The 17205-nt window shown below is 56.7% G+C and carries 17 protein-coding genes; 10 read left to right on the plus strand and 7 right to left on the minus strand.

Annotated elements, in window-relative coordinates:
* Positions 1-8 precede the first annotated feature (8 nt).
* Entirely contained in the window at positions 9-1139 is a 1131-nt protein-coding gene (locus tag ACQZ2L_RS05505) for an efflux RND transporter periplasmic adaptor subunit (RefSeq protein WP_430325078.1), read from the minus strand.
* A 241-nt stretch (positions 1140-1380) separates the two neighbouring features.
* Here ACQZ2L_RS05505 and ACQZ2L_RS05510 point away from each other — a divergent pair, with 241 nt between their 5' ends.
* Both ACQZ2L_RS05510 and ACQZ2L_RS05515 read left to right on the plus strand, forming a co-directional pair.
* Positions 1381-1977, plus strand: a complete 597-nt coding sequence (locus ACQZ2L_RS05510; RefSeq protein WP_430325080.1) for a TetR family transcriptional regulator — start codon at positions 1381-1383, stop codon at positions 1975-1977.
* A gap of 136 nt (positions 1978-2113) precedes the next feature.
* Positions 2114-3103 carry a hypothetical protein gene (locus ACQZ2L_RS05515; protein ID WP_430325082.1) on the plus strand — a complete coding sequence of 330 codons (990 nt, stop codon included), beginning with the start codon at positions 2114-2116 and terminating at the stop codon, positions 3101-3103.
* Here ACQZ2L_RS05515 and ACQZ2L_RS05520 read toward each other — a convergent pair.
* Together ACQZ2L_RS05520 and ACQZ2L_RS05525 are read right to left on the minus strand one after the other, a co-directional pair.
* Entirely contained in the window at positions 3096-3536 is a 441-nt protein-coding gene (locus ACQZ2L_RS05520) for a hypothetical protein (RefSeq protein ID WP_430325084.1), read from the minus strand. The two genes, ACQZ2L_RS05515 and ACQZ2L_RS05520, sit on opposite strands and share 8 nt — an antisense overlap.
* A gap of 102 nt (positions 3537-3638) precedes the next feature.
* Positions 3639-4289, minus strand: a complete 651-nt coding sequence (locus ACQZ2L_RS05525; protein WP_430325086.1) for a TetR/AcrR family transcriptional regulator — start codon at positions 4287-4289, stop codon at positions 3639-3641.
* A gap of 235 nt (positions 4290-4524) precedes the next feature.
* Here ACQZ2L_RS05525 and ACQZ2L_RS05530 point away from each other — a divergent pair, with 235 nt between their 5' ends.
* Genes ACQZ2L_RS05530 through guaB form a run of 4 tightly spaced genes read left to right on the plus strand, consistent with a single transcriptional unit; the run spans position 4525 to position 10603 of the window.
* Positions 4525-5694 carry an SIP domain-containing protein gene (locus ACQZ2L_RS05530; RefSeq protein WP_430325088.1) on the plus strand — a complete coding sequence of 390 codons (1170 nt, stop codon included), beginning with the start codon at positions 4525-4527 and terminating at the stop codon, positions 5692-5694.
* 10 nt (positions 5695-5704) lie between these two features.
* Positions 5705-7876, plus strand: coding sequence for a TonB-dependent siderophore receptor (locus ACQZ2L_RS05535; RefSeq protein ID WP_430325090.1), 2172 nt, complete (start codon positions 5705-5707; stop codon positions 7874-7876).
* Positions 7877-7882: 6 nt separating this feature from the next.
* A complete protein-coding gene (locus ACQZ2L_RS05540; RefSeq protein ID WP_430325092.1) occupies positions 7883-9133 on the plus strand; it encodes an MFS transporter in 1251 nt (416 codons plus the stop codon).
* A gap of 9 nt (positions 9134-9142) precedes the next feature.
* Positions 9143-10603: an IMP dehydrogenase gene (gene guaB / locus ACQZ2L_RS05545; RefSeq protein WP_430325094.1), complete on the plus strand. Its 1461-nt coding sequence runs from the start codon at positions 9143-9145 to the stop codon at positions 10601-10603.
* Here guaB and ACQZ2L_RS05550 read toward each other — a convergent pair whose 3' ends face one another.
* Positions 10604-11314, minus strand: coding sequence for a FadR/GntR family transcriptional regulator (locus tag ACQZ2L_RS05550; protein WP_430325095.1), 711 nt, complete (start codon positions 11312-11314; stop codon positions 10604-10606).
* Between the two features lie 143 nt (positions 11315-11457).
* Here ACQZ2L_RS05550 and ACQZ2L_RS05555 point away from each other — a divergent pair, with 143 nt between their 5' ends.
* From ACQZ2L_RS05555 to ACQZ2L_RS05570, 4 genes are all read left to right on the plus strand, one after another.
* Positions 11458-12339 carry a fumarylacetoacetate hydrolase family protein gene (locus tag ACQZ2L_RS05555; RefSeq protein ID WP_430325096.1) on the plus strand — a complete coding sequence of 294 codons (882 nt, stop codon included), beginning with the start codon at positions 11458-11460 and terminating at the stop codon, positions 12337-12339.
* Positions 12336-13115 carry an alpha/beta fold hydrolase gene (locus ACQZ2L_RS05560; RefSeq protein WP_430325098.1) on the plus strand — a complete coding sequence of 260 codons (780 nt, stop codon included), beginning with the start codon at positions 12336-12338 and terminating at the stop codon, positions 13113-13115. Before ACQZ2L_RS05555 ends, ACQZ2L_RS05560 begins: the two co-directional genes overlap by 4 nt.
* An 80-nt stretch (positions 13116-13195) precedes the next feature.
* Positions 13196-14515, plus strand: coding sequence for an amidohydrolase family protein (locus ACQZ2L_RS05565; protein ID WP_430325100.1), 1320 nt, complete (start codon positions 13196-13198; stop codon positions 14513-14515).
* A 151-nt stretch (positions 14516-14666) separates the two neighbouring features.
* Entirely contained in the window at positions 14667-15428 is a 762-nt protein-coding gene (locus ACQZ2L_RS05570) for a hypothetical protein (protein WP_430325102.1), read from the plus strand.
* Position 15429: 1 nt separating this feature from the next.
* On the opposite strand, the gene ACQZ2L_RS05575 is transcribed toward ACQZ2L_RS05570, so the two are convergent.
* Genes ACQZ2L_RS05575 through folE form a run of 3 tightly spaced genes read right to left on the minus strand, consistent with a single transcriptional unit; the run spans position 15430 to position 17181 of the window.
* Positions 15430-16182 carry a FadR/GntR family transcriptional regulator gene (locus tag ACQZ2L_RS05575; protein ID WP_430325104.1) on the minus strand — a complete coding sequence of 251 codons (753 nt, stop codon included), beginning with the start codon at positions 16180-16182 and terminating at the stop codon, positions 15430-15432.
* A 49-nt stretch (positions 16183-16231) separates the two neighbouring features.
* Entirely contained in the window at positions 16232-16624 is a 393-nt protein-coding gene (locus ACQZ2L_RS05580) for a dihydroneopterin aldolase (RefSeq protein WP_430325106.1), read from the minus strand.
* Between the two features lie 2 nt (positions 16625-16626).
* Positions 16627-17181 carry a GTP cyclohydrolase I FolE gene (folE, locus tag ACQZ2L_RS05585; protein WP_430325108.1) on the minus strand — a complete coding sequence of 185 codons (555 nt, stop codon included), beginning with the start codon at positions 17179-17181 and terminating at the stop codon, positions 16627-16629.
* Between the last annotated feature and the right edge of the window lie 24 nt (positions 17182-17205).

Raw genomic sequence — 17205 nt, forward strand, 5'->3', positions numbered from 1 at the left:
AGACGACCTCAGTTGGCAGCGGTAAGAGAGGTGCTCAAGATGTCGCTGGACACCTCGCTCGCATTTACCTTGCTGGTGCTGCGCAGCTGTTGAATGCCTTCGGTGACGACGCGCTCACCTGGCTCGATGCCATCACCTACCAGGAAGGCATTGCCGACCGTACGCAGGGTCTGGATCTCTCGCAGCTCCACCGAATTATCCGGTTTGACGATCCAGGTATTGGCATGACCTCGGGTGTCGAAAATGATTGCGGATTGTGGAACGAGCTTGGCGGCGTCGCGCACGCCTTCTTTCAGCTGTGCGTGAACGAACATGCCTGGGAGCAACTTGCGGTCAGGGTTCGGGAATTCCGCACGCAGCGTGACGGAGCCGGTACCTTCATCGACGCTGACTTCCGAGAATTTGAGTTTCCCAGGCTGGGCATAGCTGCTGCCATCGTCGAGGGTCAGGGTGACCTGGGCCTGATCTTTACCCGCCTGCATCAGGTTGCCCGACTCCAGCGCGCGCTGCAGTTGCAGGATTCGAGTAATCGGCTGCGTGACGTCGACGTAGATTGGATCGAGCTGATTCACAGTAGCCAGCTGTTGTGCCTGGCCGTTGGTGACCAATGCACCTTCTGTCACCAGGGAGCGACCAATGCGCCCACTGATGGGAGAGAGGACTCGGGTGTACTCCAGATTGATACGCGCGACCTCTACCGACGCCTGCGCCTGTTTGAAAGCAGCGTTGGCATCATCGTATTCCTGCCGGCTGACCGCGTTGGTCTTGAGCAGGCGCTCATAGCGATCGGCTAGGTTCCGCGCACTGGACAGATTTGCCTCGGCCCGATTGAGCTCAGCACGATAGGTCGACGGGTCAATGAGGTAGAGCTGTTGGCCCTTCTTGACCTCACTGCCTTCTACAAACATGCGTTGCTGAATGATGCCGCTGACCTGCGGGCGCACTTCGGCGACGCGGAATGCAGTAGTACGTCCGGGTAGGTCGTTGGTCAAGGTCAACGGTTTGGCTTGGATGGTGTAGACCCCGACTTCAACCGGCGCAGCGGCGCTCACGGTCGGTTCTGATTCTTGGCATCCAGCCAAAAGAAGGGCGGTGAGGGGAAGGGCGACGAATGCACGTGAAGGCGTGAAGCTTTTCACTTCTAGGCTCCGATAAAAAACATGGAAATCAGAGACTTGGAACCCTTCAGGTGGCCAGCAAGAGGATTCAGGTCAACGAGCAAGGGCCTGAGCAGAAGCTCAAACACTGTGTTTTTTCAAATTTCGCAGATCCTATCATCCCATGTTTGACGTGTCGATGAGAAATATTCTTAAATATGCCACTCGCATGGGTGGAATGGCTTTCTTCCACGCTGATCCGAGGGTGCTGGGAGGTTGTTAAATGGCGCGTAAGACAGCGCACGAAACCGCGTTAACCAGGCAAAAGCTATTGCTGGCCGGGCTCGATGTGTTTTCTGAGAAAGGGTATTCCAGTGCCACATTGGAGATGGTCGGCGTGGCTGCTGGTTGCTCGCGGGGAGCGGTTTATTGGCACTTTGGTAGCAAGGAAAAACTGTTGCAGGTGCTGCTGGATGAGCACCGCTTGCCCATTGAGGAAATAGCAAGTGAGGCGGGAGACTGGAACGATAAGGTTGCACGGATTCGGGACGCATTCGAGCAGATGGTCAAAGAGCCACACGCCCGCCAGCTCTGCGACATTTTGCTGCACAAAAGCGAACGGTGTGACGAAAGCCATGCTATCTCCATGCGACTGGATCGCCTGCGCAATCAGATGTACGCCTCGTATAGCTCTGCGCTCCAGTCCTGCGCATCGCAGGGCCGATTCAACGGTTCTGTAAACGTCCCGCGTCTCGCCTCCTTCCTGGCAGTCTGCTCGATCGGCCTGATCTTCGAGAGTGTTCGTCAGCCCATTGAGCGCGCGAACGACTACTTGGCCTCAAGCTTCGATCTGCTGATCGCTTCGCTGCCGATCCAATAGTAAATGCGGCGAAAAGGTTGAACTAGGGGCATCAATGCTATATATGCAGCTCCGATGAGGGCACTTGGGTCACCCCGGCTGACGCTAGGTCATGTCGTGTTTCCTCCCCACCGATTACAGAAATGGGAAGCACGTGATGTTCAACTTTGGAAGCCTTTCAGACTGGGACAATGTTGCTGGAATTACGAGCGGCGTGCTCGCGGTAGGCGGAGCGGTGCTGGGAGTGATGAAATTCTTCAGGAAGGCGGGGGCGAAAGCTGGTGCCGAGACGACGGCAGCACCTCAAGCGGTGGCGTCTCACTCGTCTACTGGCAATCAAAGCCCAGTGGTGGCGAATAACACGGGCAACGTCAACGTCAGCTACAACACCACCTACCATAACCACTCGTCAGTGGAGCCGACGCCGCCTGAGTCCGAGCCAGAATGTGATATTCCAGGGCGTTGGAATCGCCACCGGGCGATTGATCTGTGCTTGCAGCATCTGAAAGCGGCGGATTGGAATGCCCTCGATCCCGAGCTGGAGTTTCCGCTGGAGCACAACTTCATGGATCAGTATTCCCTGCTCTACAGCAATCGCGGGGAAGGCATGGTCGTCTTGTTCTACACGAAGACCGAAGGCCACGAATACCACGCATGCGCTCCGTACGTGAGCATTTTCGAATTCGAGAAGGTGCCGAAAGGGTGGAGCCTGATAACAGAGGACATTGCGGTCTTCCAGGGAGGCACCTGGGGCAACCCGCCTCATGCGAGCGTTCAGCTGATTTCCGGGGAGCGGTACGCCGTTATTTTCCGAGATGGGGACATGCATCAAGGTTGGTGCGTTGAAGCATCAACCATTCTGGCGAAGTTGGGAGATACCTTCACTCGCCTGCTCTTCATGATAACGGCCCAGAGCGATGCAGACGGGAACGGCTGGTCGAGCGAGCTCGCCTTCAAAGACAATGGTGAGGCGCTGCGCGATCTTGAAGTCCGGCGCAAGCCCATTGCGGGTTCGACGAACTTCGTATTCCTCGATGGGCGGGAAGAGCTGAAGCACATGGTGGCCGACTACAACGACCATATCCGCCCGTACGACCTCTTCAAGTTTAACGGCATCTCTTACACGTACGACCCGGCCATCAACTAACGCCCACGCTCTCCGCTGGAAGGCGAGCGAGGGTACCTGGCTTGTCGGCGACATCCTGGACAAAGCGGGCTGTCGCCGACCGGGCCGCATCGAAGCTCTCCAGCGCACAGTAGCGCACTCCAAAGCCACGCGATCGCTTCTCCATGTCTACGGCAAAGGCCTGGCGTTGGTCTTCCGACGGCACGATAGCAACCATGGCGGCGCAATGCCCGGCCAGCCTGGCCCTGTTCTTCTTGAACCAGATACCGCGTGTTCTGAAGTCTTCCGCTGTTTCGTTCAGCGTGTCCTGGTGGTAGGCCACAACGAACATCTTGCCGCTGTCGAGCAGCGCGTCCATTTCCATACCCCATTGTTCCGCATAGCCAGGGACGCATCGATCCGAGACAAGGGCCACGAACGGGAAGGCAGAAAGGTCATGCATGCGGTAGTTCATGAGAGTCTCCCCGGCCTACTCTGGGCCGAACGACAAAGGATGTAAAAATCCTAACATCCCATGAATAACATTGTCGATGAGAAATATTCCCATTGGCATGCGTTATTCGTTGCGGTAATGGCTCAGGAAGATTGTCACGGCCTGGTCTACCACTTGGTTGATGCGGGCCTGCGGCAGGGCAGCGTTGTCTCCCATGATGCGCACCCAGAGTACGGTTTCATCAATCATGCCCAAAAATTGCTGTGAGGCGAGCTCTGCATCATTGATGCGTAGGGTTCCTCGGTTGCCGAGCTCAGCGATGTAATTGCGGACAGCGCTAACAGCTGGCGTTTTTCCGACCTCGAAAAAACGCTGGATCAGTTGGGGGAAGCGACGCCCTTCCGAGATCACCATGCGCAGGAAGTCGACCGCGAGCGGAGGAGACCAGAAGTGCGCCACCCCCAGGCCAATCAGGCGTAGGCCGGCCTCGGGGTCTGACAAAGCTGCCTCATCGCTGGCGATGTCCATCACTGGAAATGCTTGCCACATCCGCTCCGCCACCGCGCCAAAGAGTGACTCCTTACCTTCCGGAAAGCGGTTATAGAGCGTTTGCCTGGCAACACCTGCGGCTTTGGCAATGACATCCATGCTGACCCCCTCAAACCCATGCTGGATGAACATCCTGCCGGCAGCAGCAAGGATCCTGTCCTGACGGGATTCCTGACTGGAGGGGCTCAGTACGTCCTCAAAGAGAGAGGTTTTGGGTGAAGTCATGGGTCAGCGGCAACTTAAAAAATGAATCCCCAAGTTTCGCTGAATTCAGCGGCGTTGACCAATCCGATGGCAACGTGAGGCCAAAGCTCGGGTGTTTATAGGAATTAATCTCATTGCCGTGCTAAAGATGGGATGTTAGGATCATCCGCAATCCAAAGCTTGGCCCCTCAGCAGTGTGGACAAGCGTCCTGCTCATCTTGTTTTAGCGTATCGCTACGTCTGCGAGGGTCTCGTCATGAGTCGTGTGATGTTGTCAGCCAATCAGTGTTCCCCAATCGAAGAAAAGCTGCTTAGAGCATTACGTGCTTTTAACTGGGACGATAGCTGGCCGACCCAGGCCGGCTTCATGCTGGAAGAAATCGGGCTGTCGACTGAGCACACCTTCGTCTTCGCCCGGCTCATCCATGGCGTACTTTCAGCTGTCCCGACGTTCGACCTCTTTGGGCCGACATCCCAGTTCATCTCCAGGGATGAACTGAATTTGCTCGCCGCATTGGGCAATGCTTCCCGGAATCGCCGAGTCTCCAAGCAGCCGCTTCCCCATGCGGTGCCCGCTGCTTTGGAGAAGCTGATCGAGGCGTGCGGGTTGGCCCTGAGAATTGGTGGGGTGACGCTGAAGTCGCGCACGATCGTTTCTGCAGGCCATTCCTTGCCCGAAGTAAACGCACAGGTGCTGCCGATGATGGGCGATACCACCATGCGCCCCGTGAAGGTCAAGTCGGTCAGTGCGCCCACACCCTTGATGCGCAGGGTAGTGGTGGGCGGGGAAGGGCTCTTCGGCTTCACACCTCTCCTGCCGGCGCAATGGGTCAAAGTGTTTCTGCCGTCCAAAACACATCATCAGGTTGGGCGTGCCTTTACCATCCGAGCCTTCGATGCTGACAGGCACGAGCTGACCTTCGATATCGCATTGCATGAGGGTGGGCCGATGTCGCAATGGGCACTTCGTGCGGTAGTGGGTGATCGTCTCGAATTGGCCGGCCCTCGCGGTGGATTCAAAGGTGCAGATCCGCGCGGCTGGTTGTTACTGGCAGGTGACGAAACCGCATTGCCTGGCATCGCTGCAATTCTCGAAACCCTCCCTGAAGAGCTCGTGACACACGTGTTCATCGAGATCCCAAACGCAGGTGAAAAGCAGCCGTTGGCCATTGGTGAGAACACCTATGTGCGTTGGATCTCTCGTCAAAACGAAAATGGTGAGGCAAGCGAGACGCTTGCAGAGGCGCTGCGTTATAGCCCGCTACCCACTCGCTCAGGTGATGCCTGGATCGCAGGAGAGGCCTCGATTATTCGTGTCCTCCGTACCCGGTTACTGCGAGAGCGCTCGTTTGAGCTGGGACGCGTCCATGCGGCGGGTTACTGGAAGCAAGGTGAGCAAGACCACTGTGATTTGGCAGCAGGCTGAGGGTTAGATCATGAAAGCAACCATGAACGGCTCGATGCTGCCAGCGGCTGCACCCTTGTCGCTGATGTTGATGCTCGGCCCCCTGTCCGCCTCTGCGCAGACCGAGCACGTTGTCGAGCTGCAGAGCACCAAAATCGAATCCTCGCCTGTCCAGGTTGATCATGATGGCTGGGTGACCTATAGGTCGAGCGCAGGCTCCAAAACCAGCACCGACCTCAGCAAAGTGCCGCAAAGCGTCTCTGTGGTGGGCCGACAGCAGATGGACAAGCAAAAAGCGCAGACGGTGATGGAGGCGCTCAAGTACACGCCTGGCGTGTTCGCTGACTCTCGCGCTGATGGGCTGTTCGATGGCTTATTCATTCGAGGCTTTGGTGGTTTCGGTGGCCTGGCAAACTTCGATAAGAAGCTGGATGGCCTCCCGCTGCGTGCCGGTCAGTATCTGGCAACACCAACCCTCGACGCCTATTTGCTCGAACGCGTCGAAGTGCTCAAAGGCCCAGCGTCGGTGCTGTATGGCCAAGCCAGTCCAGGCGGGGTGGTAAACCTCGTGAGCAAGCAACCTGTCCTGGATCCTTTGCACTCCGTTGAGCTGCAAATGGGCAGCAATGGTGAGCGTCAGGTCGGTATCGATTTGGGTGGCGCACTTGATGATCAAGGCGTTTGGTCATACCGGTTGGCTGGGATGAGCCGGCGCGCAGATACCCAAATTGACCACACGGAAGAACAGCGGATCGCGATTGCGCCGAGTTTGCGCTGGCAACCCAATGACGATACGTCGCTGACGTTCCTGGCGAGCTACCAGAAGGATCCTTCGAGCTACTACACCGGGTGGGTTCCCGCGGAAGGCTCGGTTCTCAAGAATGCCAATGGCAAGATCTCGCGCCATTTCAACCCCGGTGAGCCTTCTGTCGACGCCTATGACCGTGAGCAGTCGATGGTGGGTTACAAGTTTGAACATCGCTTTGACGACGTCTGGACGTTCCGGCAGAACGCCCGCTACATGTACCTGGAATCCGAGTACAAAGGGTACATGGTCAACTACGTCAACCCGTGGGCCTCTGCCACGGAATTGAACCGTCTGCTCGATCACAGTGTGGAAGATCAGCAAACCCTGAGCCTCGATAATCAGCTGGAGGCTGAATTTGAAACCGGCCCGCTGAAACACACAACGCTGATGGGGCTGGAGGTGAGTCAAGGTCGGTCATCCATGAAGCTTGGTCGCAGCTACGCCGTCAGCGGCATCGACTACCTCAATCCGCGCTATGGCTCTACTTCCGCACTGCCAGATGTGGCCAGCAACATCGTCCAAAAGACCACCCAGGGCGGGGCGTACTGGCAGGATCAGATCGAATGGGACAAGTGGAATTTCCTGATCGGTCTGCGCCAGGACTGGGTTACTACCGAAACCGATGATCACCTGGGTGATACCCGTAGCAGCCAGTCGGATGATCACCTGACTGGACGTGTAGGGGTGATCTACAACTTCGACAACGGCGTCTCGCCTTATGCGAGCTACTCCACTTCGTTCGAAGCGGTGACAGGTGTGGATGCTCAATCCCAAGCGTTCGCGCCGATGAAGGGTGAGCAGTATGAGGTGGGTGTGAAGTATCAGCCTCCAGGCTGGAACAGCTTCATTACCGTCTCGGCGTTCGACATCACGCAGGAGAACGTCCGCACATCTGATCCCAACAACGCCCTCTACTACGTGCAGAGCGGCGAAGTCCAAGTGCGCGGCGCTGAGCTCGAAGCGCATGCCAGTGTCACTGACAACCTCAACTTCATCCTGGGCTACACCGTGCTGGATCCAGAAGTCACCAAAGACACCAACGCCCAGATCGAGGGCAATCGCCCGGTATCGGTACCTCTCAACCAGGCAACAGCCTGGGCGGACTATGACTTCTCGGGTGCACTGCACGGCGTCAGCGCGGGTATGGGTATTCGTCACGTTGGCAAGTCGTACGGCGACACGAGCAATGACCTTTCAGTAGACGCCTACAACCTGGTAGATGCGGCGCTGCGGGTTGATCTCTCGAAGTTTGCCATTGAGCTGCGAGGGCTATCTGTCGCGTTAAACGTGAAGAACCTAAACAACAAGCACTACGTCGCCTCGTGCTTCTCGGCAGGTGGTTGCTTCTACGGCCAGGAGCGCACATCGCTGCTGAGCCTGAAATACGACTGGTGATGGGGCATGAACATCGACCATTCAATCGTTCAGCTACAGCCTACCGATAAGACTCGAACTCGGGCAGGTAAGCCGGGGTGGATCCTGTTCAGTGTGGGCCTGCTCTATATCTCGTTCGGAGTGTGCTTCGCGCTTCTGGAGTTCGGGGTGCCGTCGATTCTGATCCACAAGGGGATCGATCTCGCATCCATGGGCTGGGTAATCGCCCTGTACGTGCCCTTTGGTCTCACCTTTCTGTGGGCGCCTTTGGTGGATCGATTCAAGTTTCCGTTCCTCGGCCACCGTGTCGGGTGGATTGCAGTCGCCCAGTTGGTCAGTTCGGTACTGCTGTCGGTGGTGGCGTACAGCGAGTCCGCGCCGGCCTTCCTGCTGTTCTGGCTCGGGCTGGGAGTATGTTTCGCCGTGGCGACCATGGATCTGGCCCTTGATGCCCTCGCAGTGGATGCCATTGGCCCGCGCTACCGGAGTGTTTCAGCTGGATTGAAGGTGTCGGCCCTGGCGATTGGTGGGTTTGTTGGCGGCGGCGTGCTGGTTGGCCAATATCAGGCGTTGGGCTGGACGGCCACATTCCTGCTCACAGCGGCACTGCCATTGTTGACCTTGGTGCCTGTGTTATTCCTGGTCGGAGCGGAGCGCGCCCAGCCGGCTGCAGCTGTCAGGGCGAGCATCCTGCAGACCTTGAGGCGTCCACAGGCATTACTCAAGCTTGCGTTGTTGACCGTGACTACGACCCTGGCCATCTCCCTGGTCTACTTCCAGCGCCCGATTTTGCTGGAGATGGGGCTCGATCTGGGAGACCTCGGTTGGAAGCTCGGCACCCTCGCACCGATCGTGAATGCCACAGCGGGTGCCTTGGCTGCACCGCTGATGCTGTGGATGTCGCCCAGCAAGGTGTTCTTCGGTGCGATCGCCCTGGCTGCCGTCGGCACGGTGGGCTTCATGTCCTACCTGGGCGTTGAGCCCTCCACCGATGTTTTCCTTTGGGTGCTCATCCAGGGGGCTGCGAGCACAGCTATTTCGGTCGTCATCTACACACTGATTCTGAAATGGGCGAGTCGGGATCAGGCCGCCACGGACTATGCCGTACTTTGTGGCAGCAGCCGCCTGTTGGCCACCTTAGTTCTCATGGGCGTCCCTACGGTGATGGCTCAAATCGGCTGGAAAACATTTTACCTGGTCTGCATTGCTGGCCTGGTTGCGATCGCTTGGCCGCTGCGCCGGGAAGTGCGAAGCCTAGCTGACCCCCATAATGATTAAGCGAGTTCCGTGATGAGAATCAGGCAAGAAGTCTTAGCGTTTGATGATGTTTTGTTGGTGCCGGCGTACTCCGATGTGCTGCCCAAAGATGTGTCCCTCAAGGCGCAACTGACGCGTGAGATCGTATTGAACGTACCCCTGGCGTCGGCAGCAATGGATACGGTGACCGAAGCGGGGTTGGCAATCGCGCTTGCCCAAGAGGGTGGCATTGGGATCATCCACAAAAACATGCCGGTAGAACAGCAGGCCGCTGAGGTTCTGCGGGTCAAGCGCTACGAAGCCGGGATTGTTCGTGATCCGCGTACTGTGCGTGATGATCAAAGCATTCAGGATGTGCTGAGCCTCAGCAAGGAACTGAAAATTTCGGGCTTCCCTGTACTTGATGCTCAGGGCAAGGCGGTTGGCATTGTGACCAATCGAGACCTTCGATATGCGCCGCACCCAGAGTTTCCGGTATCAATGGTCATGACCCCTTGGAAAAAAATTGTCTGTGTGTTGCCGCAGCAGCCGCTTTATCACGCGCAAGGGTTAATGCACTCACGCCGGTTGGAGCGAGTGCTGGTAGTGGATGAAAATGACGTTATCACAGGTCTGATCACAGCCAAGGACATGAGCAAGTCAACTTCCCATCCTATGGCATGCAAAGATGAAGATGGTCGCCTGAGAGTCGGGGCTGCGGTCGGTGTGGCTGGTGATACCGAGCAGCGAATTGCAGCGCTTATGAAGGCGGGCGTGGACGTAGTTGTAGTGGATACGGCCCATGGGCACAGTCGAGGTGTGATCGAGCGGGTGCGCTGGGTCAAGCAGCACTATCCGAAGCTGCAGGTAATCGCTGGCAACATAGCGACTCCAGAAGCAGCTATTGCGTTGGTCGAAGCGGGCGCTGACGCAGTCAAGGTAGGTATCGGGCCAGGCTCTATTTGCACAACGCGAGTCGTAACGGGCGTGGGTGTACTGCAGATATCAGCCGTCGCTGCCATCGCTGAGGTTTTAGAAGGCAGCGGTGTCCCTTTGATTGCCGACGGTGGTATCCGGTACTCGGGAGACATCGCCAAGGCATTGGCTGCCGGTGCTCATACCGTGATGTTGGGTGGGTTGTTCGCTGGTACGGATGAAGCGCCAGGCGAAACAGAGCTCTATCAAGGACGCAGTTACAAGAGCTATCGGGGCATGGGCTCGCTCGGCGCGATGCAGCAAGGTTCTAAGGATCGCTACTTCCAGGACACGCAGAGCAGCGACAAGTTGGTGCCGGAAGGGATTGAAGGCCGAGTCCCGTACAAAGGGCCGCTGACAGCAATCGTGCACCAATTGCTTGGTGGTTTGCGGTCAGCGATGGGTTACTGTGGCTGCGCTACGGTTGAAGACCTGCGTCAGCGTGCGGAGTTCGTACGTATCACGGGCGCGGGCCTGAGTGAATCACATGTCCATGACGTGCAAATCACCAAGCAGGCGCCGAATTATCGGGAGTGATTACTCGCGGCCAAACAGGTTGCGCTGGACTTGGAGCAGGTGTCCTTCCAGCGTCTGCCTGGCCAGCATCTCGTCGCGGTCACGAAGCGCCGCGACGATTGCCCGATGCTGAACCTCGTACTGGGATCGGCGCTCGGGCGTCAGCGAGTTCTTTTTCAAGCGGCCCCATTCGCCTTCTTCGCGAATGAGGGTGGTGAGCTCCAGGATTTTCAGGAAGAAACTGTTATGCGTCGCTTCAGCAAAGGCCTGATGCAGCGCTCCGTCCCAGTGCTCGAACTCTTCAATGGTCTGAGCCGCTTCAGAGCGGACGATACATTCATCCATGCGGTCAAAATCAGTAGCGGTCGCATACCTGACGATCAGCGATGGCATCTGGGGTTCGATCAGCAGCCGGGCCTCCATCAGTTCAGCCGGGCTGGTCTGAATGCTTTGAATGGGGCTGTCACTGTGCGCAGGAGCAACTGTTTGCACATCGTCAGAAACGAAGGTGCCGCTGCCCACGGTCTGCGTGATCAGTCCCATTTCCTTGAGATTCGCCAACACACGTCGCACCGAGCCGCGAGAGGCATTGAAGGTTTCGCTCAGCTCGCGCTCCGCAGGCAGCTTGTGCCCCGCTGGCAGCCTGCCGCTCTCGATTTCCTCGACCAGATACTTGGCAAGGGCACGCGCACCGTCTGCACGTACTGATTTATGGGCGGCCAGATCAGTCACAGCTATCAATTCCTCGAATAGTACGTACAGCAAAGGTATACCAATTGGTCTGTTTTTGCAAAAAAGGGATTGCATTGGTTCTTTGGTGGTTCTATATTCGGTTCCAGTTGAACCGCAGATGAACCTTTTGGAGACCAATAAAAATGAAACTCGCAACCATTCAGAACCCTGCCGGCCAGACCTTTGTCGCGGTCGTAAACGCTGAAACCGAGAGCTACTGGCCTGTTTCTGAGCTGATCTCTGGCTTCGAAGGTGACATGAACCAATTGGTCTCTCAGTGGGATAAGGTCAAAGGTGACCTCGTACCGCAAGGCGAAGGCTACCCATTGGAAGCTGTCGCCGTGAAGGCCCCTCTGGTGCCCAAGCGCAACCTGTTCTGCGTCGGCAAGAACTACCACGAGCACGCAGCTGAGTTCAGCAAGTCCGGTTTTGACCACAGCGCCAAGGATGGGGAGATCGCTCCCGAGTTTCCGGTAGTCTTCACCAAAGCGCCTGAAACCATCATCGCTACTCACGAGCCGATTCCTCGCCACGCCAAAGTCACCGACCAGCTCGACTACGAAGCTGAGTTCGCTGTGGTGATCGGCAAGGGCGGTCGTGGGATCTCGAAGGCTGATGCATACAACCACGTCTTCGGCTACACCATCGTCAACGACATGACTGCGCGTGATCTGCAGAAGAACCACCGTCAATGGTTCCTCGGCAAATCCCTCGACGGCTTCTGCCCAATCGGCCCATGGATCGCTACCGCTGACGACTTCGATGTTGAGAACGCCACCCTGCAATGCTGGGTCAACGGCGAGCTGCGTCAGAGCGCTGTGGTCAACCAGCTGATCTTCGACATCCCAACCCTGATCGAAACCATCTCCGCAGGTATCGAGCTGAAAGCTGGCGACATCATCGTCACTGGTACCCCGGTCGGCGTCGGCATCGGCTTCACCCCGCCCAAGTTCCTGCAAAGCGGCGACGTGGTTCGCATCGAGGTGTCGGGTATCGGCGCACTCGAAAACGAGGTGGCAGAGTGAGTACCCAAGTCATAAACGGCCTCTCTGTCGAGATCACCGGTCAGGGGAGTGCGGTGCTGTGCATCCACGGCCTGGGCGGTTCGTCCAACGTGTGGTCGCCGCTGCTTCCAGCGCTGGAAGGCCGTCAGGTCATCCGCTTCGACCTGCCAGGCAGTGGCCGGTCGGCACTGGGCAAAAGCCCCTTGTCGATCGATGTCTTCGTTGAGGCAGTTGAGGTAGTTCTGAACAACCTTGATGTCGAGAAAGTCGATATCTTGGCTCACTCCATGGGCACAATCGTGGCAGCACATTTTGCTGCCAAACACCCTGAGAAGGTGGCCAGCCTGGCGCTGTTTGGCCCGCTGCTGGCACCGCCTGATGCTGGGCGTGATGGGATCCGGGCGCGTGCCAAGCACGCTGCTGAAGGCGTGCATGCCATTCAGGAAATTGCGGATGCAATCGTTCAAGGTGCAACCAGTCGTGAGACTAAACTTGAACAACCTGCCGTCACCGCATTTGTCCGCGAATTCATCATGCGCCAAACGCCGGAAGGGTACTCCCAAAGCTGCGCCGCGCTGGCCGAGGCTCAGCCAGCGGACGTCACCAAGCTGAACATGCCTGTGCTGCTGGTGACCGGAGACCAAGATGGTGTTGCTCCACCTGCCAATGTGAAGGCCTACGGCGAGCGGCTTGAAAACGCACACGTAGTGGTGTTCGAAGGCTGCGGCCACTGGACACCGTTGGAGAAGCCCCAGGACTGCATCAAAGAACTGAACAATTTCTACGCAGTGATGTGATACCACGGGCCGGTCAGGCCACGCCCCTGACCGGCTCCTCTCGAATACATCCTGACGATGGACAGATGTGGAGAGTCAAAATGCATAACAATAAGATTGCATTCACGAATGTCACCATTTTTGACGGTAGCGGTGAAAAGCCTTTCAAAGGCAGTGTGCTGGTAGAGAACAACCGGATCACCCGTATCCTTAAAGGCAATGCAAAGCTTCATGACCTTGACGCCCAGACCGTGGACGGCAAGGGTGCCTTCATGATGCCTGGCATGACAGAAGCACACACTCACTTCTCCTGGAATGACCAGCCAACGCTTTCTGCCATTCAGTTGATGCCTCCTGAAGAGCACATCCTGTGGTGCGTTGGTGTGGCTAAGCGATATCTCGACATGGGCTGGACGTCCTGTATTGGCGCTGCCGCTGCCAAGGCTCGCCTCGACGTCGTACTGCGCAATGCCATCAATGCCGGCCAGTTTCCTGGGCCGCGCTATCTCGCTGGCAGCCAGGAAGTTACGACCATCGGTACGCTGGGAGACAACACCTTGCCGCATCTGCCGTTCCCAGAGCTGAACTTCGGTTCGGTGTGCTGTGGGCCAGAGGAAATTCGCAAGGCGGCCCGGACGTTTATCAAGTACGGAGTTGACCATCTTAAGATCAACTTGTCGGGTGAGTACATCGCCGGCATTCCTGCGGAGACCTCACCCTTCGCCGAAGAAGAGATCGCCATGCTGGTCTCCGAAGCCAAGCGCTTCGGCAAGCGCGTCGCTGCCCATGCCCGCTCGGCAGAGTCGGTCAAGCAGTGCGTGCGGTATGGCATCGAGCTGATCTACCACGCCAGCTTCGCCGACGAAGAAGCGCTGGACATGTTGGAAGCCAACAAGGACAAGCACTTCGTGGCACCAGGTCTGGCTTGGTTGATCCGTACCACCTACAACGCCTCCGACTATGGCATCACCCCGGCCATTGCCGAGAAGATGGGCTACAAGCGCGAGTTGGAAATCGCCTGTGAAACTCTGCAGAAGATCCACAAGCGCGGTATCCGTGTCCTGCCGGGTGGTGACTACGGTTTCGCCTGGATGCCCCACGGTACCAATGCCATGGACTTAGAGTATTTCACCACGTACCTGGGCATGACCAACATGGAAGCCTTGATCGCCGCTACCCGATACGGTGGCGAGATCATGATGCAGGGAGATCAATTGGGTCAGTTGAAGGAAGGCTATCTTGCCGATCTTATGCTGGTGACTGGTAATCCACTGGCTGATATCAAGGTGCTTCAGGATCCAGAAAAAATCGCACTGGTGATGAAGGACGGTGTGATCCACAAAACCTCTCTGCAAGTGCAGCAACCTCGTGCAGCGGTTCACCGCCTCCCACGAAAGGTCGCGCAGGGCGGTAAGCACTAATCCATGCGTAATAGGGTGCCGCAAAGGCACCCTGACTCATTCTGATTCTTTTATCATTGCTCAGTGCATCTTTTGATGCGCTGCCGCTATGCAGTTGTTTGTTACATGTCTGATGCTCATTTTCTCACAATAAAAACAATGAGATTGTGCTATGAAGAAAGTAATTGCTTCTGTTGTGCTTTTGTCGTGCGCGCCTGAAATAGTCCAGGCGGCAGATTTCAATATCAATGTCCTCAGTGTGCTGCATACGAGTAATTCGAAAGCAGACCCCGTCCTCGGTACGGGTACCTCTGATAAAGAGCTGACCACATATCAATTCGAGCATTTCAGCACATTCAAGTATGGGGATATCTACTTGGATGCTGAATTGTACTCTGGGGATGATGTCGGGAATGAAGAAGAGCTCGGAATCAGTACGGGTAAAAATACGCAGAGCTTATTCGTTGCCAATCCACGGCTCAGTCTGAGCAAGATGACAGGGCGGTCGTTCGCGTATGGCCCGATAAGCGATGTGTCATTGATCGCGCGTTGGGAGCGGGCCAGCTATGGTGATTTCCGTTCGAACAACTATGGGATGTCGCTGAACTTCGACGTCCCAGGCTTCGTCTACTTCGAGTCGGGGCTGCTTCAGCGGAAAACCAACTACAACAGCGCCACCTGGTTGTGGCGTTCCTACCTGATTTCCAAGCCCTGGACGATGCTTGGACAGGACTTCAACATGACGCTGCTGTCGCTGGTCAATGGCACCGACCACAACGGCACCGAGGTCTTCCTGCGTCCCGAGCTGCTCTGGCACATCGACAAGCCAGGCTCGCTACAACTGGGGGTGAGGCTCGAAACTCACCATTACAAACTCAATGGTGATCAGTACGAGCGATACACACCTAATCTGGTATTCAAATGGTTCTTCTGAATTACTTCCAGTAGGTAGCGCCGATTCGGCTTAGCCACTTGGCACTGCTACGGGTTTTGTTGCCGAGTAGTTCGTCCAACTTGTCGATCAGAGGCATCAGCATGTTTCTGGCAGCATTTGCTGCGCCGTCCTCATCGCCGGCCACAATGGCATCCAGTACGGCGACGTGATCGGCGAGGCTGGGTTCAGGAAGTTCAGCATCCGTGAAAATGCTTTTCGTATGCGCATGAATGGAGGAAGAGAAGTAGGCGTAGAGGGCCTGGAGAGCTTCATTATGTGAGGCTGCTGCGATTGCGAGATGGAAGTTGCGATCACGCTCCAGAAACTCGTCAATTTCGCCGTCGGCAGAATATTCACCGCGTCCGTCGACGGCTTTTTTTAGAGCAGCTATGTCTTTTGGTGTACGACGCCGGGCCGCAAACCTTGCAGCCTCCGCTTCGAGCACGCACTGCAATTCGATGTGATCGCGCAGACCCGAGCGGTTCAGCTTGTTCACCGTTTCTGCCGGATCCAGCTCGCGACGCACATACGTACCGTCACCCTGGCGAACCTCCAGCATGCCGGAGTGGGAGAGCACCCGGATGGCTTCACGCACGGTGTTACGGCCCACCTGGAACTGTTCAACCAGCTCGGCCTCGCGTGGGATGCATTCCCCAACCTTCCACACGCGATTCTCAATAAGCTCGCGAATGGCGTCGATGGTCGCTTCCACAAGCGACTGACGTGCGATCGGGGTTTTCACCGGAATTGCCATTACCAGACTTTCTCCAACATGCTTAAGATCGTGAATCTTACTCGAATAATCATGCACAAAGCTCTGGCTGTGTTCGCCAGGCAGTCAGGGTTACGCCCACAGACCGCACATGGCGTAAGGCAAGCAGCCGTTCAACCCGAACACGCGCAAAACGCACTGCGTTGAAAGTCATAACCTTGCTCAGCACCTCATGCACCAGCCGCTCCAGCACCGCAAATCGTCCTTCTTCGACGCAGGGCAGGATCGCGGAGACTACCGCATCGTAGTCCACGCCACCGTCAACATCACTGTCCGCAATGGCCTGGCTTCCGTCATACAGCAGGGTCATGCTGATGAGGATATCCTGCTTGTGCAGCATCTCGTCCTCGTTGACGCCGATGAAGCACTGCATCCTCAGGTCGTTGATCTCGATCGTGGCCAAGCCGAGGCTGAAGGGCTCCATTGTCAGGCCCTGAACACAGCGCGCATGAACTCCTGGCGTTGCCCATCTGATTGTTCGAACGAGCCCAGCATCGCTGAGGTTTGCATTTCCGACCCTTGCTTCTCCACGCCTCGCATGCGCATGCACAGGTGTTGCGCTTCGATGACGACCGCGACACCCGAGGCATCTGTCGTGCTGTAGATGGCATGGGCGATTTGCTGGGTGAGGTTTTCCTGGATCTGCAGACGGCGGGCATACATGTCCACGATGCGCGCCACTTTCGAAAGCCCCAGAACTCGCCCGGTGGGTATGTAGGCCACATGGGCTTTGCCGATGAAAGGTAGCAGGTGGTGCTCACACAGAGAGTACAACTCGATGTTGCGAACAACCACCATGTCTCGGCTTTCGCTCTCAAACAAGGCGCCGTTCACTAGCTCGCGCAGGTCTTGCTCATACCCTTGGCACAGGTAGCTCATGGCTTTCGCAGCACGCTTTGGCGTATCCAATAGGCCTTCGCGTACAGGGTTCTCACCCAGGGCTGCGATGATGCCCTTATAGTGCTTTTGAAGCTCGCTCATTGCCTGTGACCTCGATTAAATCGA

The organism is Pseudomonas shirazensis (assembly GCF_050496565.1).
In the GTDB taxonomy this organism is placed as follows: domain Bacteria; phylum Pseudomonadota; class Gammaproteobacteria; order Pseudomonadales; family Pseudomonadaceae; genus Aquipseudomonas; species Aquipseudomonas shirazensis_A.

Bases quoted from the DNA above. Each gene is read 5' to 3' on its own strand.
- ACQZ2L_RS05510 (WP_430325080.1), top strand. From the start codon at position 1,381: ATGGCGCGTAAGACAGCGCACGAAACCGCGTTAACCAGGCAAAAGCTA.
- ACQZ2L_RS05515 (WP_430325082.1), top strand. From the start codon at position 2,114: ATGTTCAACTTTGGAAGCCTTTCAGACTGGGACAATGTTGCTGGAATT.
- ACQZ2L_RS05520 (WP_430325084.1), bottom strand. From the start codon at position 3,536: ATGAACTACCGCATGCATGACCTTTCTGCCTTCCCGTTCGTGGCCCTT.
- ACQZ2L_RS05525 (WP_430325086.1), bottom strand. From the start codon at position 4,289: ATGACTTCACCCAAAACCTCTCTCTTTGAGGACGTACTGAGCCCCTCC.
- ACQZ2L_RS05530 (WP_430325088.1), top strand. From the start codon at position 4,525: ATGAGTCGTGTGATGTTGTCAGCCAATCAGTGTTCCCCAATCGAAGAA.
- ACQZ2L_RS05535 (WP_430325090.1), top strand. From the start codon at position 5,705: ATGAAAGCAACCATGAACGGCTCGATGCTGCCAGCGGCTGCACCCTTG.
- ACQZ2L_RS05540 (WP_430325092.1), top strand. From the start codon at position 7,883: ATGAACATCGACCATTCAATCGTTCAGCTACAGCCTACCGATAAGACT.
- ACQZ2L_RS05555 (WP_430325096.1), top strand. From the start codon at position 11,458: ATGAAACTCGCAACCATTCAGAACCCTGCCGGCCAGACCTTTGTCGCG.
- ACQZ2L_RS05565 (WP_430325100.1), top strand. From the start codon at position 13,196: ATGCATAACAATAAGATTGCATTCACGAATGTCACCATTTTTGACGGT.
- ACQZ2L_RS05570 (WP_430325102.1), top strand. From the start codon at position 14,667: ATGAAGAAAGTAATTGCTTCTGTTGTGCTTTTGTCGTGCGCGCCTGAA.
- ACQZ2L_RS05575 (WP_430325104.1), bottom strand. From the start codon at position 16,182: ATGGCAATTCCGGTGAAAACCCCGATCGCACGTCAGTCGCTTGTGGAA.
- ACQZ2L_RS05580 (WP_430325106.1), bottom strand. From the start codon at position 16,624: ATGGAGCCCTTCAGCCTCGGCTTGGCCACGATCGAGATCAACGACCTG.
- folE (WP_430325108.1), bottom strand. From the start codon at position 17,181: ATGAGCGAGCTTCAAAAGCACTATAAGGGCATCATCGCAGCCCTGGGT.